This is a genomic window from Clostridium sp. LS3 (assembly GCF_055330225.1).
The window spans coordinates 623,295-649,761 of record NZ_CM143921.1 but is presented as its reverse complement, the minus strand read 5'-3'; the positions used below and the strand labels follow the sequence as shown (position 1 = coordinate 649,761).

Sequence of the window (26,467 nt, the reverse complement as noted above, 5' to 3'; positions counted from 1 at the left end):
TATAGTTTTTTAATATCACTTTTATTAAATTTTTTATGAATTTTTATTTAATAAAATTATATAATTTGTTGATAAAAATTAAAATTCCGCGTATTTTTTATGCAAAATCGTGTATTTTCCTTGCTTGTGAACTCTTTTAATTGTAAAAATATTACCTATAATTCACCATACTTAAATTTAGTTTTTAATTTTATTTAATTGATTTTTATTAAATGTATTTTTTTGTCGTATCGCAAAATGTTTTTCTAATAATATAATATTTTTTTGATAAATATACATTTTATAGATGAATATACATTACTTCTATAGTTTTTTAAATCTTATCTATTTTATTGCATAAAAATAAGATATTCAGACCTTTACTGAATATCTTATTAAAAAATCTAACCCCTATTTAAAAAATCCAACCTTTTTTCTTTTTAGAATCTTTTAAAAGTTTTCTAGTTCCTGAACCTTCTGGTTTTAAAACAAATAAACTTTTTTTACTTAAATCTATTATTTGTTTATCTATAAATTCTTTTTCTATTTTTTCTTCAAATCCAACAAATTGATATACATCTTTTTTTATTAAAACCTTTGCTGCCTTTTGAACCTTTTTCCCATAAATCCCCTGCAAACTTCCTGGGTCTAGTTGAAAAAGACAATTTTCTTCTAAAAGTTTTTCTATCTTTTTGTTATCTTCTATTATTTCTTCTATTTTTTCCGGACTAACTATTATAGGTACTAAATTACGCAATCTATACTCAAAAACTATTTCTAAAAGCTCATCTATTTTATTAGATTCCTCAACATCAAGTAAAATATATTTACTATTATTTATGCTTCCTGCATCACCGCTTATATAATCTTTTACATTTTCATAGTTATCTCTTAATAAATTAGCTGAATATAATGTTAAGTCTATATTTTTAGCTTTTAAGTAAGTATTTAACTCTTCTACAATATGACTAACTTCATCTATACTAGTTTTACTTTCTATATCATAATATGCTGGTGCTAAAACTAATCTTTTTATATTACACTTAATTGCTTCATCTATCTTTTTAAGTAAATATGTTGATTTAAATTCTCCCCGTATGACTAAATCCTTAAAAATTAAATTTGCAAATAACATTTTATCCCCCCGCTCCCATCTATCATATTTTAATTATAGATTTAAAATTTTCTTTAAACCACAATTTTATTTCTACAGCTTTAGACAGGTTAATAGTAAATTTATATATTTAATGTTATATATTGGTTCAACTTTAGTTAATATACACTTTGTTTGTATGTATTTAATTATTTTTATTCCCTTATTTAATATGGTTTATAACTAGATTAATGTATTTGGGGTAAACTTCCAATTTTTTGTATTATTTTAACTAAATATTTTTTTAAATTTTTTTCTCAAAACATATTTTTTTAAGATATTTATTTAATGAAATAAGTTTTTATATTAAAGGAGAGAAGAATTTTATGGAGGATTTATTAAAGAAAGCAAAAAATCAGGATTCTTTTGCAAAGGAAGAAATAATAAAAATGTATTATCCATTAATAATAAAAGAAGCTAAAGGAATTTATCTTAAGAACAAATCTTTTGATGATCTTATTCAAATTGGTGTTGTAAATTTACTTAATGCTATAAATAAATTTGATTTATCTAAAAAGGCTAGCAGTTTTCCTTCTTATGCTCTTTGGTCAATTAAAAATGGTTTTAGATATATTTGCAGACGAGAAATTAAATATAATGATGAATTTAGTTTAAATAAAACTACTGATGAGGGTTGTGAATTAGGGTACAGTATAATAGATACAGACATTAACCTTGAAGAAGGTGTGCTTAATGATATTTTATATGAAAGGCTATATTTAGCTTTAGATTATTTAGATCCTGAGGAAAGGGAGTTAATTGAATTTCTTTATATATCTAATAAAAAACCAAACCTTTCTAAGTACAGTATTTTAAAGGATAAAGATTATTATTATTGTAGTTGCTTAAAAAAGAGAGCTCTTCATAAATTAAAAAGTATAACTCTTAATGTGTACTAACACAAGTGAGGAGAGTAATTTTCTTTGTTCCGTCGCTTCGCTCCAAGTCACCATAAAATTACTCTCCACACTTGTGATCACATTTTAAAAACTTTAAACTTTTATACTTTCATAAAAATTTAAAAAATTATACTTTAAATAACTACTTCCTTTCTTAATTTTTCTATTATTTTATCCTTAATGTATCTCATTTTATGGTACTCTATATTTTGACTTTTTGAGTAATCTTTTAAGGTTATTCCTTTTACATATAGTGAGTTAAGTAAAGCCTTTTCACTGGAGTTTAGCTTTTCTATAAGATTATATAGACTTTCTCTCAATTCTTTTTTTATATAATCTTCAGTTATATTAGTATTTTTATCTACTATTTCTTTTATATCTATTGAGGAGACTATTTCTTTGTTCAATTTATTGTCATAATATTTTTTAGTAGCCTTTTCTATTTCTTTATACATTTGGTTTCTTATTCCCTTTTGTACATAAGCCGGAAAGGATTCACTTAAGTCAATGTTAAACTTATCTACTAATTTAATTATTGTAAGCCTTGTTATTTGTTTAATATCTTCTGTATCGCAGCCGTATATATAGTAGCTAATTGAAGTTTTATAAACTAATGGCTCAAAACTATTTAGTATTTCTTCCATTGCTTTTTTATCCCCTTGTTTAGCTTTTTTGATTAATTGATTCATAAATTCATCTCCCTCAAATTTATTACAATTAAATTATATCAAACACACGTTCGTTGTTCCACATATTATTATCGCAATTTATGACAGAATGCTCTATTCTAATAAAATTTTTATTTTTTTGAATTTTAGATTATACTAGTGATAAAGAGTTTTTTAAACTTATATTTTTACTAGGAGGATTTTATATATGAAGCAAAATATTAAACTAATTTGCATAGATATGGATGGTACTTTACTTAATAGTAAACATGAAGTAAGTGAAAAAAATAAGAATGCCCTAAAAAAAGCTAAAAAAATGGGTATTAATATAGCTGTTACTACTGGAAGACTTTTTTGCTCTGCAAGATATTACTCTGATTTACTTGGAATTGATACCCCTGTTATAGCTTCTAATGGTGCTTATATTAAAAATAAGTATGAAGATGATCCCATACTTGAATGTCCTATCCCTAAAGATATGTTAATCGACATTTATAAAATTATTAAAAAGCATGATTTAACTGCTAACTCTAATAGTTGGAATACTTTTATTAGAGATGCTGAAATCCCTGAAGGCCATGCTTATAAAACTATGAATAAGGATTTACCAGAAGGAAAAAAGGTTAATTTTATAGTAAATGAGGATTTTATATCTGCTATAAATGAATTTGAAGGTAACCTTCTCAAGGTAATAATCGTCGAAGATGAGAATAAGGAAAAGCTTTGGAGAGCTAAGGAAGAGCTTAAGTCAATTTACAAGGATAAGCTTCACATAGTTAGCTCTGGTACAAATAATTTTGAAATAATGATCGGAAATGCTTCTAAGGGAAATGCTGTTGCTTACTTAGCTGATTCTCTTCATATACCAAGTGAAGAAATTATGTGCATAGGTGACTCTGAAAATGATATTTCAATGCTTAAGTTTGCTGGACTTGGAGTTGCAATGGGAAATGGACTTCAAATGGTTAAGGATATAGCAGATTTTGTAACTGATACTAATGAGAATGATGGCGTTGCTAAAGCCATTGAAAAGTTTGTTTTAGGACAGTAAGGGACATTAGATAAATTTACATAAAATTTCAAAAAGGCTATATCATCTCTAAGTGATATAGCCTACACTTTTTATTTATTCATATTTTCGTAGTCTTTTAAGAATTTTTCTATTCCTATGTCTGTTAATGTATGTTTTGTCATTTGAACTATTACATTGTATGGAATTGTTGCTATATGTGATCCTGCTAATGCACATTCTAAAACATGCATTGGATTTCTTACACTAGCAGATATTATTTCTGTATTTATATTATGTATTTTAAACATTTCTGCTATTTCTTTAACTATATTTATTCCTGGGTTTCCTATATCATCTAATCTACCTAAGAATGGGCTTACATAAGATGCACCTGCTCTTGCTGCAAGTAAAGCTTGTAGTGGAGAGAATATTAATGTTACATTTGTTTTTATTCCTTCTTTTGATAAAACACTAACTGCTTTTAATCCTTCTTCACACATAGGAATTTTTATTACTATGTTTTTATGAAGTTTTGATAATTCTCTTCCTTCTTTAATCATAGCTTCATGCTCTAAAGATATAACTTCTCCACTTATAGGGCCATCTACTATTTCACATATTTCCTCTATTACTTCTTTTAGATCTCTTCCCTCCTTTGCTATTAAAGATGGATTAGTTGTAACTCCTGCTAGCACTCCTAGCTTGCTTGCTTTTCTTATTTCGTCAACATTAGCTGTATCTATAAAAATTTTCATATATTAACTCCTCCTAAGGCTTTGCCATTTTTATTTTGTAGATTAATTATCTTATGCTCTAGCTATGTTATGGCAATTTATAATGTTAATTATACTGTTTTATTAAACAGGTTATTTTATAATATTGCTTTAGCTCTTGAAGCTATTTCTTCTGCTGTTAGTTTATATTTTTCCATTAATTCATCTGGGGTTCCTGACTCTCCAAAAACATCATTTATTCCTACTTTTTCTACTCTTGCTGGAGAGTTCTTACAAACTACTGCGCTTACTGTATCTCCAAGACCACCTATAATAGAATGTTCTTCAGCTGTTATTATTCCTTTTGTTTCTTTAGCTGCTTTTATAATTATTTCTTCATCTATTGGCTTTATAGTTGCCATATTTATAACCCTTGCATTTATTCCTTCTTCTTCTAGGATTTTAGCTGCATCTAAAGCTTTTGCAACCATCATACCAGTAGCAATAATAGTTATATCATTACCTTCTTTTAAAAGTGATCCTTTTCCTATTTCAAATTTATAGTTTTCATCATATAAGTCTGGTGTTGCACATCTACCAAATCTTAAGTATACTGGTCCATTTATTTTTGCTGCTGCTTTTACTGCTGCCATTGCCTCTTTATCATCAGCTGGTACTATTACCGTCATATTAGGTAGTGCCGTCATTAATGCTATATCTTCTATAGATTGATGAGAGCCTCCATCTTCTCCAACTGTTATTCCTGCATGAGTTGCTGCTATTTTAACATTCATCTTTGGGTAACAAATTGAATTTCTTATTATCTCAAAGGCTCTTCCTGTTGCAAACACCGCAAATGTACTTGCAAATGGTATTTTTCCTACATTAGCTAAACCTGCTGCTACTCCCATTAAGTTTTGTTCTGCTATTCCTACGTTAAAAAATCTATCTGAAAATTCATTTAAGAATATATTTGTTTTTGTTGATTTCGAAAGGTCAGCATCTAAAACCACTATATTTTCATTTTCTCTACCTATAGCTGCTAGTGCTGCTCCATAAGATTCTCTAGTTGCTTTTCCCATATTAACCTCCTAGTTACATAGCTCTTTTATAGCTAATTTTTGTTGTTCATCATTAGGTGCTTGTCCATGCCATCCTGCTTGGTTTTCCATAAAGCTTACGCCTTTACCTTTAACTGTTTTAGCTATAATCATAGCTGGTCCATTTACTTCATTTGCTTTTTTAAAAGCTTCATCTATAGAATCATAGTCATGTCCATCACATGGAATTACAGTCCATCCAAAGCTTTCAAATTTTTCTTTTACTGGAGAAATAGTCATTACATCATCATTTTTACCATCTATTTGTAAGCCATTGTAATCTAATATAGCTACTAAATTATTTAATTTATAATGAGCTGCGCACATTGAAGCTTCCCATACTAGACCTTCTTGTATTTCTCCATCTCCTAATAGGCAGTAAACCTTGCTTTCTTGGTTGCTTAATTTTAAACCTAAAGCCATTCCAACTGCATTTGATATACCTTGACCAAGAGATCCTGTTGAAACATCTACTCCTGGGATATGCTTAGAATCTGGGTGCCCTTGAAGAAGTCTCCCTATTTTTCTAAGTCCAGTAAATTCACTTTTATCAAAAAAGCCCTTTTCTCCAAGTACGCTGTATAAAGCTGGTGCTCCATGACCCTTTGACAAAACAAATCTATCTCTATTTATCATCTTTGGATTTTTAGAATCTATGTTCATTTCTTCAAAGAATAAGTAAGTCATTATATCTGCACAGGATAAGGAACCACCTGGATGTCCTGATTTCGCACTGTGAATCATATTAATAATATTTTTTCTTACTTCTTTAGATACTTCTATTAAATAATCTTTATTCAAGTTACTTTCCCCCTTTGTTACTTAGAACACTTCTGAATTTTATATCCATAAATTTTCTTGTGCTCTTTATAACTTCTTTCCAATCTTCATTTCCTACATACCAAAATTCTGCTGTAAATTTTCTAACTCCTAAGTTTAATGAAGTTTCTATTATATCTTCAAAATTTACGTGACCTGTTCCAAATGATATTTCTCTAAACTTTCCTGGAACTGTTTCTTTAAGATGTACTGCTGCTAAATGTCCTCTTCCTATTTTAAAGTCATCACTTGCTGTTTTTTCTGTATTTAACACAGCATTAGTTACGTTACCACAATCAGGATAAACTTGAAGGTATGGTGAGTTTATTAAATTTACGTATTTCATTGCTTTTTCTACAGTATTTAGGAAATCTGTTTCCATAGTTTCAAAAGCTAGGATTACTCCTTTTTTTGATGCCATTTCTACTGATTTTTTTAAGTTTTCTATGAAAAGTTCTTTTGTTTCTTCGTTACTTTCTTCATAATAAACATCATAGCCAGCTATTTGAATTACTCTTATTCCAAGGTCATAAGCTAAGTCTATTGCTTTCTCCATTATTTCTAAGGCTCTATTTCTTGTTTCTTCATTTAAACTTCCTAAAGGATATTTTCTGTGTCCACTTAAGCACATTGTTCTTATTGGAAGCCCAACTTCAAACATAGCCTTTACTATTTCAAATCTTTCTTCTTTAGTCATATCAAGTCTTGCTAGTTTTTCATCAGTTTCATCTATGCTTATTTCCATATAATCGAAGCCACATTCTCTAGCACATTGTAATTTTTCTTTGAAGTTTAAAGTATTAGGCATTGATTTTTCGTATAAGCCTAATGTATATTCAAAGCTCATATATATACCTCCTTAACTTTTATTTAGAAGTTTGTCCATAATATGCATTAGGACCATGCTTTCTCATAAAGTGTTTATCAATAAGCTCTTGAGGCATTTTCTTTATATAAGTTCCGCCTAATATTTCAGTGTTCCATGCCATCATTGCAATTTCTTCTAAAACTACCGCATTATGAACTGCTTCATTTGCATTTTTTCCCCAAGTAAATGGTCCATGATTTTTAACTAAAACTCCTGGTATAAAATCTGGATTTAGATTTTTGAATGTTTCTACTATAACTTCTCCTGTGTTGTATTCGTAGTTATTAGCTATTTCTTCAGGAGTCATATCTCTAGTACATGGAACTTCATTATAGAAGTAATCTGCTTGAGTAGTTCCATATGGTATTACACTCTTTCCAGCTTGCGCAAAAATAGTTGCCCATCTTGAATGTGTATGAACTACTCCGCCTATATTTTTAAACTCTTTGTAAAGTCTTATATGTGTTGGAGTATCTGATGAAGGCTTGTACTTTCCTTCTACAACATTTCCATCTAAGTCAACTACAACCATATCTTCTGGACTCATTTCGTCATATTCAACACCTGATGGTTTTATTACTATCAAGCCTTTTTCTCTATCTATTGCTGATACATTTCCCCATGTGAATGTAATTAATTCATATTTTGGTAAAAGCATATTTGCTTTATAAACTTCTTTTTTTAGTTCTTCTAGCATAAATATTCCTCCTTTTTATGATGTAGTTATAAGATTTGATAGAACACTACATACATTTCTAACTGATATTAAAGTACATCATTATTTTATTGCTCTTATTTTAGTATTTTCCCTTAAATTTAGAGGTATAGAACTTTTTTAATTCGTATACCTCTAAGATGTCTTTATTCTTCTGTTACAAAGTAAAGTGCAGCTTCTCCAAGTTCTCTGTTTGCTGAAATTATAATATCTCTATCTTCATCATTTATTACTGCAACATTACTTGGTCCTACCCCTGCTTCAATAACTTGTGTTTTAAATGTAAGCTTTTCTTTATCATCACATTGGATAATAAATAATTCTTTTTCATTTCTTCTGTATCCACCAATTATAGTTGGGATTCCTCTTAATTTCCCACCCCATACTACGTGTCCAAAGTCCATTTCTTTTGGATATTTATATATAGTTTTGTATTCTCCATCTATTTTTTTATTTATTAAGAAGTTTCCTCCATGGAAGTCTTCAATTGTAACTAGTTCGTCTTCTCCATCTTCATCGATATCTACAACAGCAATATCACTTGTTGGTCTATTCATTATTTGTTCTACTGACCATTCTTCTCCATCTTTTTGAGGTGGAGTTACTACAAAAACTCCTTCTTCTGATGTCACAAGTCCTGCCATTTTTCCATTCCATGTAGTTCTACAGTATCCATGATTTTTAGTTAATCCTTCTTTTATAATTTTAAATTCAAAAGGAGTATTTAAATCTTGTGGAATTTCTGCTACATATATTTTTCCTGGATTACTCCAGTCATCTTTAAATTCTTTTGTTGTGCATAAAGTAGCTCCTATAAAATAGTGCTTATCTCCAGCTGATAATATATCAAATCTATGAACATATGGCATTTTAAATAAAGTCTTTACTTCGAACTCACCATTTCCATTTGGTTTTGCCCATACTATAGTTGCATTTTCAGATTGGAAAGTTGGAAAGAAATTTTGTACAGCTAGGAAATCTCCATTTTTTCCTGGAACAGGTATCATAGACATTGTTCCACCTGGTCCATCCCAAACTGTATTTTGCTCAAACTCTTCTCCTCTATAGCTATAGCAAGGACCTTCTCCTTCTGTTGCTAGTAATATATATCTTTCTCCATCGATTACAGTGCTACTTGTTGCATAACATCTATGCAAGTTTGTAAGAAATTTCTTTTCAAATTTCATATCTTTCTCCCCCTGATACTACTTTTTTGTTACTATTGTTAACTATTCTTCTGTTAAGCTTGTTAATATAAATTAACCTCTTTATTTTATTTATTAATTTGTAGATAAATTATTTTTTGTTTACTACATTATCTATAATCTTTTGCTCTATTTCTTGCTCTGATAATAAATTTCTAAGTCCTATAACTATTGTTCCAGCTTCTTCTGCTCTCTTAAAGTTGCTTTTTAAAGCATCTGAGCAAAACACTACATCATAGTTTGATGCTTGAGTTTTAGCTTCTCCAACGCTTGAATGTTTTATAGTAACTTGGATATTTAATTTTTTAAATATCTTCTCTATTTTCATTTTTATAATTTGACTTGACCCCATTCCACTTCCACATGCTGCTATTACTTTTAACATAATAATCCCTCCAAAATTTTCATATAGATTTTATTTAAGTTTTATTTCTTTTAATGTTTAAAGATCCTATTTCTTTTGATGCTTAAATTTATTTATGTAAAGTTTAATTACTTTCGATTTAATGCTTTTCTTTGTTTATATTATTTATATTTATTTTTATTGTTGGCATTAGCTATTTATATTAGCTAACCACAATTTTAACAAAGTGCCAAAAATGTTAAGGAGTATATTATTATAGTGCATAATATATTGTGGTTAGCTAATTTAAAGCTATTTATTATTTTAATATGAGTGTTATTACTTAATATATTTTTACTAAATAGTAAGTTATTTAGTTATGGTTTACTTATTTTTAATCAGTTATAAATTATTAAATTTCTCCAGCTGCTTTTTCAGCCATGTATTCATCATAATTTTCTGCTAACTTGAAGTATCCTTTTTTGTTCTTCATATATTGAATTTGTGGAATAGCTAGTAATGCTAATATAGAGATAGCTACACCTACGTATTGTAATTTGTTCATTAATATACCAATTACTGGCCAAACTGTTGCAAAGTCGAAGTTTCCATGCCATCCTCCAAATTGTGCTAATTGGAAGTAGTATGCTGCAAAAGCTCCACCTATAACTTGGATTACTCCTGATGCAAATGGTATAATCATAGCTGCTCTTAAACCACCTTTTTTGTTCGCAAACACTGCAAAAGTAGCATTATCAAAGAATACTGGTACGAAACCTGTTATTATTAATACTGGGCTCTTGAATACGATTAATCCTAAGATTGCTATAAATTGTCCTATAGCTCCAAATATAAATCCTATAGTTACTGCATTTGGATGTCCGAATCCATATACTGCTGCACAGTCTACTGCTGGCATTGAACCTGGAAGTAACTTGTTTGATATACCTTGGAATGACTCAGTAAGTTCTGCTACGAACATTCTAACCCCAAGTTGTAATATGCTTAGGTAAACTGCAAAGTTAAGTGATTTTTCCATAATGTAGAATATAAAGTTTCTATCTGCTTTAAATCCTGCATCTATTTTGTGTAATAGATCTGGTCCTAATATAAGCATTATTGCTCCAAAGAATAACATCATTAATGTACCAGTTGCAACAACGTTATCATTAAATATTGATAAGAACCCTGGTAATTCTAAATCTTCAATAGACTTTTCTTTATTACCAACTTTTCCTGCAATTTTGTCTGTTAACCAAACTCCAAACATTTGTTGATGTCCTATTGCAAATCCTCCACCTTCAGTAAGCTCTTGACATGCTTCAACTGTAAGGTTAGAAGAAACTGCCCAATATGTTCCTAAAAGTAATCCCATCATAAGTACTACTTTCGTATCTTGTAATTGTGGGAAAGCGAAAATTACTAGCCATAAAACTGTTGATGATTGTTGAACCATTATGTGTCCTGTTATAAACACTGTTCTAACTTTTGTTACTTTTCTAAATAATACTAATAATATATTAAACATAAATGCTACAAGTAAAACAAGCATCATCATTGAAAATGATCTACCTACACTTTCAATAGCTGATTGAGCTGCTGTTTGCCCAAAGTAAGGATCAATAACTGCTGCTGTTAAATTAAAACGATCTTTAAGTCCTGCTAATATAGGTCTAAAGTTATTTACAAGTCCCCCCGCTGCAACATTTAAGATTAAGTAACCAACTGTTGCTTTTATAAATCCAGCAAACGCTTCATATAGAGGTCTCTTTAATAATAAGTAACCGATAAGTACTATAAATCCGACGAAGAATGCTGGTTGTGTTAAAATATTAACTTGGAAAAATTGCCATATAGAAACTATAAAATCCATTTAAAATCCCCCTTAAACTTTTGATTTTAATTTTTTAATAAAGCTTTTAGATCTTGTGCTGAATTTGAGTTTAGTAATTTTTCTACAACTTGTTGGTCTTCTACTAATTCACATAGTTCTACTAAATTTTGCATATGTTTTTCGTTATCTGTCGATGCTAATACAAAGAATAGTCTTGCATCATGCTCTGCTGTCTCTCCAAAGTGAACAGGTTTTTCTGTTCTCATGAAACAAATTGCAGTATCATTTACCCCCTTTCCTTCTTGTGCATGTGGAATACATATATTAGGAGCAATAACTATGTAAGGCCCAAAGCTCTTTACATTTTCTATTATTGAATCTACATAGCTTGTTTCAATTACTCCTTCTTCAATTAAAGGTTTACACGCAGCCTGAACTGCATCTTCCCAATTATCAAATTCTTTATGGAATGAATATCTTTTATTATCTATTAGCTCTTTTAACATATAGATTACTCCCCTTCTTCATGTACTTCTTTAGTTTTTACTTTGCAAGCTAGATATATACCTAGCTTGCAAAATATCTAGTTTTATAGGAATGAGTTGTATGGAGTATTGATTTCAACTGAGAAACAATCATCAAATCCTCTTGGATAATGATATTCTCTATTATTTTTATCTGCTGGGTAAACAAATTTACCGCCAACTTGCCAAATATATGGGTTGAATTTATATTGTAATCTGTGTTTTTTCATATCATATAGTGCTAATATTTCATTTGTATCAGCTTGGAAATTTGACCATATATCATGGTGGAATGGAATTACAACTTGAGTATTTAAACACTCTGCCATTCTTAATATATCCACAGATGTCATCTTATCTGTTATACCTCTTGGATTTTCACCGTAAGATCCTAATGCAACATCTATTTTGTGGTCATTTCCGTGTTTTGCATAATAGTTTGAGTAATGAGAGTCTCCTGAGTGATATATATTTCCACCTGGTGTTTTAATTAAGTAGTTAACAGCTTTTATATCCATATTTATTGGCATTGTTCCTACTAAATTTCCCTTTGGTGGAGCTGTGATTAATGCTGTTCTATCAAAAGATTCTAATGCAACTAATTCTATATCTTTTACTTTTACTGTATCTCCAGGTTTAACTACTATACATCTTTCTTTTGGAACTCCCCAAGATACCCATTTATCTACGCAAGCTTGTGGTCCTATAAATGGAATTGATGAATCACAGTTTTGCATAACTGCTGCAGCAACGTTTACATCAATATGATCATTGTGGTCATGTGTTGAAATTACAGCGTCTATTTCCTTTATTGCAAATGGATCTAGAACGAAAGGAGTAACTCTTAAATTCGGTTGTAATTTCTTTCCTCCACACATTCTTGCCATTTGATGTTCTGGATCTATGTAAGGGTTCTTTCTAGTCTTCTTTCCAGTTCCACACCAGAAATCTACACATATATTCGTATTTCCTTCTGTTTTAACCCAAATTCCTGTGCAACCTAACCACCACATAGCGAAAGTTCCAGGTGCAACCTTTTCTTCTTGGATTTCTTCATTTAACCATGTTCCCCATTCAGGAAATGTATTTAAAACCCATGATTCTCTTGTAATTTTTTCTACTTGTGACATTGCTATACCTCCTAAAATATATACTATTTAATTTATTACTTTGTAAATTTGTTATTTTGTTTCTTTATTGTTTTATTTTTTCGTTTTTTTGTTTCTTTTCTCATCATATTTAATTAAATGTTCTTTTTTATTGTTACTTTTCACTTTATTTTTAATTTTTATTATTATTTTTGTTCTTTTTGTTCTTTTAGTTTGTTTTTCTTGTTTATATTTTTATAATAATCTATTTTTTCACAAAAATCAACACCTTTTTTATATTCTTTTTATTTTTTCTTATTTGAATTGATTTTTATGTTCTTTTCTTTTATAATAAAGATACAAACAATCATAATTAAACTTTAATTTGTTCATTTTATATTTTCAAGTAGTATATAATGATTTTTTTATTACAATCATGAAGAGATTCTAGTTTGTTCATCTTTAATTTTTTATACTTATAATAAGTAATAAGATTTTCTTAACAATTTATAAGAGGGGGAATTTTCATGGGTAAAAAGGGTTGGTATTCTTTAAGTAAGAAAAATAAACAGTATTTAGATTATTTAGTTTATATATTATTTGTTATATATATGATCTATTTAATTTCTACTTCTACTGATATTAGGCTAAAACTTGTTTATTTATTATTTTCATTAATAATGATATGTTTTGTATTTTTACATGAATATTTGGATAAGCTTTATAAAAAAGCTATTAATGAGCTTACTGTAAGCTGTAATCCTGTTAGTGGTTTAGAAACTTTATCTAAGCTAGAAAAGTATGACTTACTTAAAAGCTATAGAAAATCTATTTTAGTTTATAAACTTTTAGCTTTTAGTGATTTGAATAAGTATAATCAAATAATTGAATTACTAGAAAAGGTTACAATAAAGCCTTTTAAAGCATCTTATGACTTACTATTAATTTATTACTATAGTTTATTTCTATCTTATATAAGCCTTGATAATAGTAAAAAGGTTAAGGAATATTATAATAAATGTATGGACTTGAAAGATAGAAAAGATGTAAGAAAAAAGATTGCTCCTATTTTATCCTGGAATGAAATTTCTGGCATATATAACCTTTATCAAAAGGATTATGTGTTAGCTAAAAAGTATTTCAAAAAGGTAAATGTGACCTTATTAAATAATCGTGAGAAATATTTACATTTTTTCAATTTATCTTTGCTAAAAATCTATGATAATGATTTTATTAGTGCTAAAATCTATTTAGATGATATAAAGAATAATACTACTTCAATGTATATAACATACAAATCTGAAGTTATTTTTAAAATAAAACCTAAAAGATCGGAGGACATCTATAATGGGATTGTATAATTCACTTTCACCAAGGCAACAAAAGATAATTGATTATTTGACTCAAAATAAAGAAGCTAAAACTGAAGAGTTATCTGAGTTATTTAATACAGCTCCTATTACAATAAGAAGAGATTTTAAAGAACTTGAATCTATGGGTTTGGTTCTTAGATATTACGGCGGAGCTAAAATATTAGAAGATGAGGTTTCTAATGAAACTGACATTGTTAAGATAAAAAAACAATCTATTGCAAAATATGCAGCTTCTTTAGTTGAGGATGGAGATACAATTTTTATAAATTCTAGTTCTACTGCTATTTCTATACTAGATTATTTAGAAGATAAGAGAGTTACAGTTGTAACTAATAATGGTAGAGCTCTTGAAAAGAATTTGCCATCTAATATATATTTAATATTAACCGGTGGAGAAGTTTATGGTAGAAAGCATTCTATGATTGGGGATTTAGCAATGCAAGTACTTTCAAACATAACATCTACTAAATGCTTTATGGGAGTTTCCGGAATAAAGCCTGATTACGGAATAAGTACTTCTGTTATACAAGAAACTACAATAAATAAAGAAATGATAAAGCGTTGCACTGGCCCTGTATATATACTTGCTACAAGCAACAAAATTGGAATTCATCATAATTTTTCTAGTGGTAAAATATCTGATGTTGATTATTTAATTACTGACTCGGATGCAGACCCTAAAAAAATATCTGAACTTAACTCTGCTGGAGTTAAATCAATCATAATTGATTATAATGAAAATTAATTAAGATTTAATTATTTTGAATTTAATAGATAAATTAATAAAGTAGCATTTTTGTGCTACTTTATTAATTATACAATTTCAACGAGTAAATATATGACGCTTTATTTTTATGATAGTAATCATAAAGAAATTGATAAGTTAATATTAAATCTAAAATAAATCATTAATAAAAGACATGTATTATTTATATAATAATACATGTCTTTTATATTAAAATTATAATTTATAAATTTTTTCTCTATTATTAACAACTTCCTTAGTTGCATTTCTTGTGTCATAAACAACTTTAGCTCTTTCAACTATTTGCTCATAGTCATAAATAGTATGACCAGTTGTTATAACTACCATATCAGCTTCATCAATAATTTCTTTCCAATCTACTGAATGATAAGTCTTTCCTTTATATTTAGCAGTATCACAGAAAGGATCGTTAACTATAACTTCTGCTCCATTCTTTTCTAATAGTTCTATAACTTTAAATGATGGTGACTCTCTGTAGTCATCTATATCATTCTTATATGCTAATCCCATAACTAAAACTTTTGATCCATTTAAAGCCTTTTTATGTTTATTTAATATCTTCATGATATTTTCTAAAACGAAATCAGGCATAGAATCATTGATTACTCCTGATGTTTCTATAAGCTTAGTGTGATAATCATATTCTTTAGCCTTCCATTCTAAGTAGAAAGGATCTAGTGGAATACAGTGACCACCAAGTCCTGGACCTGGATAAAATGGCATAAAACCGTATGGTTTAGTTTTAGCAGCATCTATAACTTCCCACACATCTATTCCCATTCTATTACATAGTATAGCCATTTCGTTTGCTAATCCTATATTTATATTTCTAAATGTATTTTCTAGAATTTTTTCCATTTCAGCTACAGCTGGTGAAGAAACTTTATGTATTTCTCCTTCTAGTACATTTTCATATAATGCAGCAGCTATTTCTGTACATTCTGGAGTACATCCTCCAACTACTTTTGGAGTATTTTTAGTGTTGTAGCTCTTGTTACCTGGATCTACTCTTTCTGGTGAGAATGCTAAGAAGAAATCTTCTCCACATTTTAATCCACTTTCTTCTAATATTGGTTTAAGTACTTCTTCTGTAGTTCCTGGATAAGTAGTACTTTCTAATATAACAATCATACCTCTATGTAGATATTTTGCTACATCCCTTGTTGAATTTACAACATATGAAAGATCTGGTTGTTTATATAAATCAAGTGGAGTTGGAACACAGATACAAACTGTATCTACATCTTTTATAAAGCTAAAATCTGTAGTTGCTCTTAAAATACCTTTTTCAGTTAATTCCTTTAATTCAGCATCAACTACATCACCTATATAGTTTTGGCCCTTATTAACCATTTCTACCTTTTGATCTTGAACATCAAATCCTATTGTCTGATATCCTGCATTTGCTTTTTCAACTGCTAAAGGTAATCCAACATAACCTAAACCTACTACACCAACTTTTGCAGTTTTATTATTTATTTTTTGTAATAATTCATCTTTTAAAACTGACATGACTTTTCCTCCTAATCAATTAAAAACTTACTAATTGATATTACTTTTTATTATAGCTTATTTATTAGAATATATTATTATTTTACTTTGCTTATTATATAGTCAACTTGCTCTTTTGTTAATTCTGGATAAACAGGTATAGCAAAGGTTCTTTTGGATAAGTATTCAGATACAGGCATATCTCCTTCTTTGTATCCTAAATTCTTATAAACCTTTTGAAGATGTAATGGTACTGGATAATATACTCCTGTTGCAATTCCAGCTTCTTTTAATTTCGCTAAAACTTCTTCTCTATTTTCTGATTGTAGTATATACATATGATATACATGTTCATTGTAATCTTCACATACTGGAGTTACTAAATCATTATTTTGTAAAGCCTTGTTATAAAGCTCAACTATTTCTCTTCTCTTTGCATTCCAATTATCTATTTCTTTTAATTTAACACTTAAAATAGCTGCTTGAACAGCATCTAATCTTGAATTATATCCTATTAAATAATTGTAATACTTAAGTGGATTATAAACAGTATCGTTTGCTCCTTCAGCTGTTTTAATTTCTTCTTCTATATTATTTAAAAGGTTATATGCCTTTTGACCATTTTCCCCACTACCGTGAGTTCTAAGTGCTCTTGCAATAGTAGCTATTTCATCATTATCTGTTACTATTATTCCACCATCACCAGCACAACCTAGGTTCTTTGTTGGGAAGAATGAGAAGCAAGCAACATCACCTAATGTTCCTATCTTTCTTTCTTTATATTTTCCACCTACAGCTTGACAAGCGTCTTCTATAACTAATAAATTGTGCTTTTTAGCTATTTCATTTATTTCATCCATATCTGCTGCTTGACCAAATATATGTACAGGCATTATAGCTTTTGTTTTTGAAGTTATTTTTTCTTCTATTTTCGTTACATCTATATTAAAAGTATCTTTATTTACATCTACAAATACTGGAGTTGCTCCAACTGCTGAAATAGTTTCTGCCGTTGCAAAGAATGTAAATGGAGTAGTTATTACTTCATCTCCTTCTCCTATTCCCATTGATTTAAGAGCAATTACTAAGGCATCTGTACCATTTCCTACTGATATTGCATGCTTAACTCCTATAAATTCTGCAAATTCCTTCTCAAATTCTATTACGTTTTTCCCCATTATATAATTAGCTGATGATAGCACACCTAATGTTGCTTTATTTAATTCTTCCGCTAATGATTCATATTGAGCTTTTAAATCTATTAAAGGTATATTCATTATTATACCCTCCTTTATTTATGATTAACAAAAAACTAACAATAATATTTTACCACATTTATTATGTTATACAATCTTTTTAGTGTAAATTCTTAGACTATTTATAAATTAAGTGCTAAAATTTAAATTATCATATATTTATTTTGATTTGAAGGAGTTGTTTAAATGAAAAAATATTTCAATAAGCTTTATAGTGTAATTTCAAATACTTTCTATCTGAAATTATTATATTTGCTAGTTAGCTTATCTTTTGTGACCATTATTTTTGATTTTCCTATCTTTAAAATATTAACTAAGATTTGTCTAGGTTGGGCGCTGTTATTATTCATAACTCAATTTATAGAAGTAATTCTGAAAAAAAGAAAAATTCTTATTTTTAACATATTTCTATATGGCTTTTTAGCCGTTACTCTATTTTTTACTATTTATAAATATCCAACAAAAGAAAACTTTAAGGTATGGATTTTGAATGTTGTAATTTTAGCAGTATTATTTTCAATAGATACTTTTAAAAATAAAAAATTACTTTTAAGAGAGTTGGATATTTACTCCTATTTCTATGTGATTTTTACTTTTATTTTTTCTTCATTGTCTACAATATTAATATTTAGCAACTTTTCAGTACAAAAATCTATTATAAATGCTGATGGTGTAGAAGAACTAATTATTTTTACAGGATTATTTAGAAATGAGAATTCACTTGGAATTGCTTCCTCTATATCATTAATAATTACCTTCTATCTTCTTTATAAAAGTAAGTTGAAAAATGTTAGATTATTTTTAATTACTAATTTAATAATTCAATTGATAACACTATTTATTTCTGGTGGAAGAAGTGGATACTTAATTTTACTATCACTTATATTTTCTTTTATATTTGTTTATAGTAAAAATAATATAATAAGAACTTTAATGATTATAATTCCAATAATAACAGTGTTCTTTATTTTTAAATTAGATCCTAAAACCTTACACTATATATTTACTGGCCGAGAATACATTTGGGTTGCTGCTATTCGTATAATAAAATTTGCATTCTTTAGTGGAATTGGAACATCAAATACAATTCCAACACTTATACAAAATCAGCCTGCCGAGTTAATAGGGGTTACAAAGGGTGGCATTCATAATATATATATGGAAATAACTACAGTCAATGGATTTATAGCTACATTTATGATTTTATTATTTATATCATGTGCATATTTATATGGTGTATATAAAATCTCAAGGCTAGATAATAAAAATAAATTTTTATATACAATTCTACTTGGTATAATTTTAGGGATTCCTGTATGTAACTTAATGGAAAGTAATTTAGTATATAAAATAAGCTTTATTTCTCTAATTTACTGGTTTTATGTAGGTCATTTTATTGCTATATTATATAATGAAAAAAAATACTAAGCCAAAAGGCTTAGTATTTTTAAGTTAATATATTATTTACCTCTTTAACTAGTTCAATTGCAATATATTCTGCATTTTTTAATTCTAATGTACTATAAACTGGTAGTGAAATTTCATTTACATATTGTGCATATGCATTTGGATAATCTTCTATTTTATACCCTAAATTTTTATACAAAGTAAACATAGGTAATGGCTTAAAATGAACATTTGTTGAAATCCCTTTTTCAGCTAATCTTTGAATTAGTAAATTTCTTTGTTCTTCATTAAACCCCTTTATTCTTAATGGATATAAATGATAAGAGCTTTCAGTACCTTCACCATATTTAGTTAATGGTATTATAGCGAAATCTTCTTTTTCTAATATCTTCGTATAAGTATCAAATATTTCTTTTCTATACTTTAACATATCTTCATATCTTGTTAATTGGACTCTTCCAATAGCAGCATTTATATCTGTCATATTACATTTGAATCCATCTGTAATTATATCATATTCCCAAGCCCCTGCCTTCATCTTAGATAAAGCATCCTTTGATTGTCCATGAAGAGAAGTGAATTTAAGATCTTGATATAAGTTTTCTCTTCCATTGAAGTTATTATCATTGTAAGTTATAGCTCCACCTTCAGCAGTTGTAAAATTCTTTACAGCATGGAATGAAAAACTATGGAAATCACATTGTGCTCCAACTCTTTCTCCTTTATACTTTGCTCCAAAGGAATGAGCTGAGTCTACTAAAATTATTATATCTTCTCTATTCTTTTCTTTTAAAACTGCTTTTATTTTATCATAATCACAAGGTACTCCTGCAAAATCTACAGGCATTATAACTTTAGTTCTTTCAGTTATTAAATCACCAATTTTTTCATAATCAATAAAAAAAGAATCTTTTGCTACATCACAAAATATAGGTTTAATTCCTCTGTGAACTGCTACACTTGCAGTTGCTGTATATGTGTAGGGAGTTGTTATTATTTCATCTCCTTCTTTTATATCAAAAACCTTTAATATAAGTTCCATTGCTGCTGTTGCACTATTTAACGCTACTGCTTTATTTGCTTCACAATACTCTGCTAATTCTTCTTCAAATTTTGCTAAAGTTGGTCCTGATGTTATCCATCCTGATCTTAAAACCTCTACGACTGCATTAATTTCTGCTTCAGTTATATCTGGAGGAGAAAATGGTATTACTTTTATATTATCCATTATTTTCAACCCTTTCACAATTTTAATATGTATATTCCCAATTATATAATTGTAGATATTAAAATTCAAGCTTATCATAGTTTTAAATATAAAAGTAAAGTGTATTGATTTTATTATCAATACACTTTATATAGACTATTCATATATACTTTTTAATTTATATTATTGTGTTCTACTTAATAGTTCTCTAAGGTTTTCTATAACCGCTCTAGAAACCACTCCACCAGCTTGTACTATGCTATTAGTTGTTTTATTTTTTAAAACTACCTTTTGAGTATAAGTTAACTGACTCTCAGATATTATTACTGGCGATCCATTAAGTGATGCTATAGGTCCTGATGTTAAAGCATCTGCTAATTCTAATCCTTCAGTCACATAGACTTTTTCAGTTACATTCCCATAAAACTTTTCTATAATTTTCGCATTTGTTTCATACCTATTTGCTCCACCTAGTCTATTTCCAGAAACATCTTGTTTAGTTATTGAATTAATTCTACTTAGTATATTATCATTAACTGCTGTAGTTCCTCCAATAATGAATGCATTATTTAGACTTTCTGATCTTAACCAATCATAAACATCATTTGAAATGCTATTATTATCAACTAATATTATTGGCATTTTATCTCTTCCTGATATAGGTGCTATTGATAATGCATCTGCTTCACCATAACCATTAGCAATTGCTACATTTTCTACATCATATAGATTTTGATCAATATACTTAGCAACCTGTAAAGCTGTTTCATATCTAGTAGCCCCTCCTAATCTTGTTATCTTAGTAACTCCTAATCCTCGAAGCTTATTTTCAACATCTTGAGATACAACTGCTGGCCCTCCAACAATAATAGCATTTTTTGCACCTAGTCTCTTTATTTCATCTTGAGTTGATGATGGAATAGAATTCTTATCAACTAGTAATAATGGTCCTTTATAATATGAAGCAATTGGTGTTGCCGTTAATCCATCTGGTATAGCATATCCATTTGAAATTACTATAGTTTCTGCTGAATTAAATGAGCTTTTGCTTAATTCCACAGCTGTTGCATATCTATCAATTCCAGATTTCACTTCAACTGGCGGTGTAAATATATTAGCTAAACTAATGTTATTAGAGTTTATATATCCTCTATCTCCCCAGTTATAATTCCCATGATATTTATTATCTGCTCCACCATAACCTACTGGTGTATTTCTTTCTGGATATATTTCGTAATACTTTTGCCCATTTATAGTAACTTGTTGAATATCTGATATTATAAATGGAGTATTTATATATCCACCATATTGATTAGTATCGTTAGTCACATTATATAATAATGAACCATCTCTTTTTATAACTGCATTATTAGTTCTAGCCATACCAACTTGATTAGCATTAGTATCTTTTAAATTAGTGTTACCACCTGATAGATACTTGTCTATTTCATATGCAAAGCTTGCAGCCTTTTCTCCCCAGAAAGGATCTGATGCATATTTTACATTTGCACCTCTGTTTTTATTTCCTAAGAAACCGCCAAAGTATCTCCAATCTGCTGGATCTGCATAACCCCTTGAAATATAGTTTTTTGTAAAATCTATTACTGAATCTCTTGGTGCAGCAAAACTATCAGCTGAACCTACTGAAGAATCATATGCTTTTAGTCCAAACAAGTTATTTTTAGTTTGAGCAATATCTGACATTCCATAGGAAGATTCATTTATTGAAACTGCAAGTGTTAAAAGCGCATTAACTCCATAGTTGTTTTCAACTTCTTTTAAAGTAGCACCTAAGTTTCTAAGCTTTGATTCTGTCTTAGTATATGCATTTATATACCTATTTAAATCATCTGCTGAATAAATTGTCTTACTTCTAAACGGTAGATTACCATAATATAAATAATGTGGATTGCCTGCATTTAATGAATTATTTCTAACTCCTGCCCTATAATCATTAATTAAAGTATTTAATCCTGCTTCAATATTACTTCCATCATAGAAATAAATTCCATCATAGCTTAAATATCTAACACCTTCTCTTAAATAAGATGGGGCCTTTCCTAGAGTTTTTGTAAATCCAGTAACTCCTGTTAAATCATAACTTATAAAATGAGTTAACTCTCCATTTTTCACACTATAGTAACTTGGATTTTTAACTTGATTTAAAGGAACTACTATCATATCATAAGTTCCAGATGAAGTATTATTATTTATCCATCCATCATATCCATTAATCATTACTTTAGCTGATGTACCACTCATTTCTAATATAGGTGCATCATCCATATATCCTGGATTAACATATGTAAATGCATTGCTTAATTGAGGCTCTTTATACAAATTAACAGTTCCATAAACTGGACTATTATTACTGTACTTTATTACTCTTGCCATTTGATTTGTTGAATAAACAACTTGTCCAGCAAAATTTATTACTGCAGGCATTTGAGAACTAGCTAATGATTGTTCTGGCATTTTTTTTGCAGCATCTACGGCTTCTGATAAATTTTCATAAGCATCAACATATTCAAAGCTTCCATCTGAATTAGCAATTGTTAACTCATATGGCTTATCTGTCATTGGTTCTAGAACTTCTAAGTTTTCTAGAGCTTCTCTTTTCAACTTAAACTCTTCACGCTCTTGCCCTTCTTGTGATGCCATAGAAAAGCTTTTTACATTTGTGTTTATAGCCTTTTTCTTTGTATATTTAGTTCCCTTAAGCTCGCTATTTGAATTAGCATCTAATGTTACCTTTGATTCCTTAATTTCTTCTTCTTTTTTAACTTCCTCTTTTTTTATTTCATTTAAAGAATCTTGTTTTGAAGAATTTTCTTTTAAATCATTGTTTAAAGCTTCATCAGTAACTTTATTTTGCTCTTTATCATTACTGCTATCCTGTTTTAATTCTTCCTTTTTTTCACTGTTATCAACAGCTTGTACATTTTGGTTGTTACTACTTACATCTTCATTGGTAGTAGTTTCCTCAATAACTGAATTTAAATTAGTTGTTACTGCTTTTGCACTTATATTTGGTACTATAAATGCTATTATTAATAGTTGCGCCACCATTCTTTTTATTTTCTTTAATGACACATTCTCACCTCCCTCTCAATTATATAGCTTATCAATTTAAGTTAAGTATTTCAACATTTTAATATATAATATTATGTTATTTTAAAAGTTATATATAAAAATCAACAAATTTAGTAAATAAAATTAAACGCTTGACAATATTTCCCTACTAAAATAATATTATTTTGAGGTGATATAATTGTTTACAAATAACAGAATAGTTTCGGCAGATATTCTTAGAATTATGTCTGCTTTTCTTGTAGTTATGCTACATGTATCTGGAGTTATTTGGACTACTCTAGATGTTAACTCTATAAACTGGAGTATAATTAATATATATAACTGTTTATCTAGATGCTGTGTTCAAATATTTATTATGCTAAGTGGCATGTTTCTTTTGGATCCTAGAAAAAATATATCTACTAAGAGCATTTATACTAAATACTTACCTAGAATTATTATTTCTCTTTTATTTTGGAGTACAATATATCTTATTAATACTCCAATAAATATTGAACTATTTAAGAGTATAGTTATTTCTATTTTGAAAGGTACTACTAATTATCATCTGTGGTTTTTATATATGATAATTGGACTATATATTGTAACTCCAATTTTAAGAATAATAACCGCTAACGCTACTAAAAATCAAATAGAGTATTTTTTAATAATTGGAATTATAATTTCAGCTATTATACCAACACTTTCAGGATATTTTCCATTTAATTTTATATCAGAAAACGTAAATAAAATGTATATTTCTATACCTAGAGACTACGTCATATATTATTTATTAGGATTTTATTTAACTAACTTCCAATTAAAGAAATTAACAAAAAATTTCATATATATATTAGGGACATGTGGTGCAATTTTTACAGTAATTATAACTCAATATGTATCAATTAAAAATTCTGTTCCTACAGATTCTTGGCAAGGTATATTCTCAATAAATGTTATGTCATATAGTATTGCTATATTTTTATTATTAAAAAATTTATTTGATAAAGTTAAAGTTTCAAATAGAAATATAAAGTATATATCAACTATATCATCATATACATTTGGTGTTTTTTTAATTCATGACTTATTTATAAAATATCTTATTCGTCATGAAATTTTAACAGCTAATATTGTAAATCCCGCTCTCACCATTCCATTCATATCCATTTTAATATTTATATGTTGCATTATATTATCTTACTTAATAAAGAAAATACCTTTTGTAAATAAATATATAATATAAATAGTAAATATTTTGTTATATAAAAAGGTGACTATCATATTAGTCACCTTTTTATATATCTATTAATTATTCATCACTTTTACCAACACCAGATAATACTAATCCTTTATTATGATCTAATGCCCAGCTAATACCCCAATCATTTTGGAATATAAGGATATTTCTATCTTTGAAGTCTTTAACCTTTTTAGTATCTGACGTTAGATTTAATTTATCCATATCAATATCTTTGTTTTCTATCCATCTTACATATCTAAATGAAAGTCTATCCATCTTTATATCAACGTTGTATTCATTCTTCAATCTATATTCTAGAACTTCAAATTGAAGTACACCAACAACTCCAACTATTATTTCTTCCATTCCTATAAATAGTTCTCTAAATACTTGAATTGCTCCTTCTTGAGCTATTTGAGTAACACCTTTTACGAATTGTTTTCTCTTCATTGTATCTACTGGTCTTACTCTTGCAAAGTGCTCTGGTGCAAATGTTGGAATACCTTCAAATTTAAACTTCTTTGACGGTGCACACAATGTATCTCCTATTGCGAATATACCTGGGTCAAATACTCCAATTATATCACCTGCATATGCTTCTTCTACTATTTCTCTATCTTGAGCCATAAATTGTTGTGGTTGTGCTAATTTTATCTTTTTACTACCTTGCATATGGTAAACATCTTCACCTTTTTCAAATTTACCTGAACATATTCTCATAAATGCAATTCTATCTCTATGAGCTTTATTCATATTTGCTTGTATTTTAAATACAAAGGCTGAGAAGTTATCATCAAATGGATTTATTTCTCCTATGCTTGAATTTCTTGGTAGTGGTGATGTTGTCATTTCTAAGAAATGTTCTAAGAATGGTTCAACACCAAAGTTTGTTAAAGCTGATCCAAAGAATACTGGTGTTAATTCTCCTGATTTAACTTTTTCTAAATCAAGCTCATCTCCAGCTATATCTAAAAGTTCTATATCTTCCATTAACTTATCATGAAGCGCATCTCCTAATATTTCTCTAAACTTAGGATCGTCTACTGAACCTTCTACTGCATCTACTTCACTTTGACCGTGATTTCCTGCTGAAAAGGCTATAATTCTATTGTTATCTCTTTCATAAACTCCCTTAAATTCCTTTCCTGAGCCTATTGGCCAGTTCATTGGATATGTTTTTATTCCAAGTTCATTTTCTATTTCTTCTAATAATTCAAATGGATCTTTAGATTCTCTATCCATCTTATTAACGAATGTAAATATAGGCATTTCTCTAAGAGATGCAACATGGAATAGCTTTCTTGTTTGATCTTCTATACCTTTTGCTCCATCTACTACCATAACAGCACTATCTGCTGCCATAAGAGTTCTATATGTATCTTCTGAGAAGTCTTGGTGCCCTGGTGTATCTAATATGTTAATACAATGTCCTTTATAATTAAATTGCATTACTGAGGAAGTAACTGAAATCCCTCTTTGCTTTTCTATTTCCATCCAGTCTGATACTGCATGAGTAGAAGCCTTTCTTGCTTTAACTGAACCTGCAAGCCTTATAGCTCCTCCGTATAACAAGAACTTTTCTGTTAATGTTGTTTTACCTGCATCTGGGTGAGATATAATAGCAAAGGTTCTTCTTTTTTCTATTTCATTTATATAATCTGCCAAAGTAGCTTCCTCCTTAAAATTAAGTTTTATCTCTATTTCTCTAGTTATTCATTATACCCTAAAGTTA

Annotated in this window: 23 protein-coding genes; 6 read left to right on the top strand and 17 right to left on the bottom strand. The window is 28.5% G+C overall.

Features of this window, described 5'->3' with window-relative positions:
• Positions 1-394: 394 nt before the first annotated feature.
• Positions 395-1,114, bottom strand: a complete 720-nt coding sequence (locus tag ACZJV1_RS03090; RefSeq protein WP_463651383.1) for a CpsB/CapC family capsule biosynthesis tyrosine phosphatase — start codon at positions 1,112-1,114, stop codon at positions 395-397.
• Between the two features lie 344 nt (positions 1,115-1,458).
• Between ACZJV1_RS03090 and ACZJV1_RS03085 the strand changes: the two genes are divergently transcribed.
• The gene (locus tag ACZJV1_RS03085) at positions 1,459-2,031 is read left to right on the top strand and encodes a sigma-70 family RNA polymerase sigma factor (protein WP_463651382.1); all 573 of its coding nucleotides are present in this window, start codon (positions 1,459-1,461) and stop codon (positions 2,029-2,031) included.
• Between the two features lie 134 nt (positions 2,032-2,165).
• Here the strand turns inward: ACZJV1_RS03085 and ACZJV1_RS03080 are convergent, their stop codons facing one another.
• A complete protein-coding gene (locus ACZJV1_RS03080) occupies positions 2,166-2,720 on the bottom strand; it encodes a sigma-70 family RNA polymerase sigma factor (RefSeq protein WP_463651381.1) in 555 nt (184 codons plus the stop codon).
• A gap of 187 nt (positions 2,721-2,907) precedes the next feature.
• On the opposite strand from ACZJV1_RS03080, the gene ACZJV1_RS03075 reads away from it, so the two are divergent.
• A complete protein-coding gene (locus ACZJV1_RS03075; protein ID WP_463651380.1) occupies positions 2,908-3,750 on the top strand; it encodes a Cof-type HAD-IIB family hydrolase in 843 nt (280 codons plus the stop codon).
• A gap of 71 nt (positions 3,751-3,821) precedes the next feature.
• Here ACZJV1_RS03075 and fsa read toward each other — a convergent pair whose 3' ends face one another.
• The 10 genes from fsa to ulaG form a co-directional block, all read right to left on the bottom strand.
• Positions 3,822-4,466, bottom strand: coding sequence for a fructose-6-phosphate aldolase (gene fsa / locus ACZJV1_RS03070; protein ID WP_411169793.1), 645 nt, complete (start codon positions 4,464-4,466; stop codon positions 3,822-3,824).
• 116 nt (positions 4,467-4,582) lie between these two features.
• Positions 4,583-5,506: a transketolase family protein gene (locus tag ACZJV1_RS03065; RefSeq protein ID WP_463651379.1), complete on the bottom strand. Its 924-nt coding sequence runs from the start codon at positions 5,504-5,506 to the stop codon at positions 4,583-4,585.
• A gap of 9 nt (positions 5,507-5,515) precedes the next feature.
• Positions 5,516-6,325, bottom strand: coding sequence for a transketolase (locus ACZJV1_RS03060; protein ID WP_463651378.1), 810 nt, complete (start codon positions 6,323-6,325; stop codon positions 5,516-5,518).
• A gap of 1 nt (position 6,326) precedes the next feature.
• Positions 6,327-7,190, bottom strand: a complete 864-nt coding sequence (locus ACZJV1_RS03055; RefSeq protein WP_463651377.1) for an L-ribulose-5-phosphate 3-epimerase — start codon at positions 7,188-7,190, stop codon at positions 6,327-6,329.
• 19 nt (positions 7,191-7,209) lie between these two features.
• Positions 7,210-7,908, bottom strand: a complete 699-nt coding sequence (araD, locus tag ACZJV1_RS03050; protein WP_463651376.1) for an L-ribulose-5-phosphate 4-epimerase — start codon at positions 7,906-7,908, stop codon at positions 7,210-7,212.
• 164 nt (positions 7,909-8,072) lie between these two features.
• Positions 8,073-9,113 (bottom strand): hypothetical protein, encoded by a 1,041-nt coding sequence (locus tag ACZJV1_RS03045; protein WP_463651375.1) that lies wholly within the window; start codon positions 9,111-9,113, stop codon positions 8,073-8,075.
• A 109-nt stretch (positions 9,114-9,222) separates the two neighbouring features.
• Positions 9,223-9,516, bottom strand: a complete 294-nt coding sequence (locus ACZJV1_RS03040; RefSeq protein ID WP_460286107.1) for a PTS sugar transporter subunit IIB — start codon at positions 9,514-9,516, stop codon at positions 9,223-9,225.
• A gap of 370 nt (positions 9,517-9,886) precedes the next feature.
• The gene (locus tag ACZJV1_RS03035; RefSeq protein ID WP_463651374.1) at positions 9,887-11,347 is read right to left on the bottom strand and encodes a PTS ascorbate transporter subunit IIC; all 1,461 of its coding nucleotides are present in this window, start codon (positions 11,345-11,347) and stop codon (positions 9,887-9,889) included.
• A 26-nt stretch (positions 11,348-11,373) separates the two neighbouring features.
• Positions 11,374-11,814, bottom strand: coding sequence for a PTS sugar transporter subunit IIA (locus tag ACZJV1_RS03030; protein ID WP_463651373.1), 441 nt, complete (start codon positions 11,812-11,814; stop codon positions 11,374-11,376).
• A gap of 83 nt (positions 11,815-11,897) precedes the next feature.
• Positions 11,898-12,962: an L-ascorbate 6-phosphate lactonase gene (ulaG, locus tag ACZJV1_RS03025; RefSeq protein ID WP_411169785.1), complete on the bottom strand. Its 1,065-nt coding sequence runs from the start codon at positions 12,960-12,962 to the stop codon at positions 11,898-11,900.
• Between the two features lie 485 nt (positions 12,963-13,447).
• Here ulaG and ACZJV1_RS03020 point away from each other — a divergent pair, with 485 nt between their 5' ends.
• Both ACZJV1_RS03020 and ACZJV1_RS03015 read left to right on the top strand, forming a co-directional pair.
• Positions 13,448-14,281: a hypothetical protein gene (locus tag ACZJV1_RS03020; RefSeq protein WP_463651372.1), complete on the top strand. Its 834-nt coding sequence runs from the start codon at positions 13,448-13,450 to the stop codon at positions 14,279-14,281.
• On the top strand, positions 14,268-15,038 hold the full coding sequence (locus tag ACZJV1_RS03015; RefSeq protein ID WP_463651371.1) for a DeoR/GlpR family DNA-binding transcription regulator: 771 nt from the start codon (positions 14,268-14,270) through the stop codon (positions 15,036-15,038). The genes ACZJV1_RS03020 and ACZJV1_RS03015 overlap by 14 nt, the downstream gene beginning before the upstream one ends.
• Positions 15,039-15,254: 216 nt before the next feature.
• Here the strand turns inward: ACZJV1_RS03015 and ACZJV1_RS03010 are convergent, their stop codons facing one another.
• Together ACZJV1_RS03010 and ACZJV1_RS03005 are read right to left on the bottom strand one after the other, a co-directional pair.
• Positions 15,255-16,571: a nucleotide sugar dehydrogenase gene (locus tag ACZJV1_RS03010; RefSeq protein WP_463651370.1), complete on the bottom strand. Its 1,317-nt coding sequence runs from the start codon at positions 16,569-16,571 to the stop codon at positions 15,255-15,257.
• Positions 16,572-16,648: 77 nt separating this feature from the next.
• Positions 16,649-17,827 carry a DegT/DnrJ/EryC1/StrS family aminotransferase gene (locus ACZJV1_RS03005; RefSeq protein WP_463651369.1) on the bottom strand — a complete coding sequence of 393 codons (1,179 nt, stop codon included), beginning with the start codon at positions 17,825-17,827 and terminating at the stop codon, positions 16,649-16,651.
• A 165-nt stretch (positions 17,828-17,992) separates the two neighbouring features.
• On the opposite strand from ACZJV1_RS03005, the gene ACZJV1_RS03000 reads away from it, so the two are divergent.
• Complete coding sequence (locus ACZJV1_RS03000) at positions 17,993-19,234, top strand: O-antigen ligase family protein (RefSeq protein ID WP_463651368.1); 1,242 nt, start codon at positions 17,993-17,995, stop codon at positions 19,232-19,234.
• A gap of 19 nt (positions 19,235-19,253) precedes the next feature.
• Here the strand turns inward: ACZJV1_RS03000 and ACZJV1_RS02995 are convergent, their stop codons facing one another.
• Both ACZJV1_RS02995 and ACZJV1_RS02990 read right to left on the bottom strand, forming a co-directional pair.
• Positions 19,254-20,432: a DegT/DnrJ/EryC1/StrS family aminotransferase gene (locus ACZJV1_RS02995; RefSeq protein ID WP_463652138.1), complete on the bottom strand. Its 1,179-nt coding sequence runs from the start codon at positions 20,430-20,432 to the stop codon at positions 19,254-19,256.
• A 171-nt stretch (positions 20,433-20,603) separates the two neighbouring features.
• Positions 20,604-23,513 carry a cell wall-binding repeat-containing protein gene (locus tag ACZJV1_RS02990; protein ID WP_463651367.1) on the bottom strand — a complete coding sequence of 970 codons (2,910 nt, stop codon included), beginning with the start codon at positions 23,511-23,513 and terminating at the stop codon, positions 20,604-20,606.
• Positions 23,514-23,691: 178 nt separating this feature from the next.
• Here ACZJV1_RS02990 and ACZJV1_RS02985 point away from each other — a divergent pair, with 178 nt between their 5' ends.
• Complete coding sequence (locus ACZJV1_RS02985; RefSeq protein WP_463651366.1) at positions 23,692-24,738, top strand: acyltransferase; 1,047 nt, start codon at positions 23,692-23,694, stop codon at positions 24,736-24,738.
• 66 nt (positions 24,739-24,804) lie between these two features.
• Here ACZJV1_RS02985 and ACZJV1_RS02980 read toward each other — a convergent pair whose 3' ends face one another.
• Positions 24,805-26,400 (bottom strand): peptide chain release factor 3, encoded by a 1,596-nt coding sequence (locus tag ACZJV1_RS02980; protein ID WP_463651365.1) that lies wholly within the window; start codon positions 26,398-26,400, stop codon positions 24,805-24,807.
• Positions 26,401-26,467: the final 67 nt, after the last annotated feature.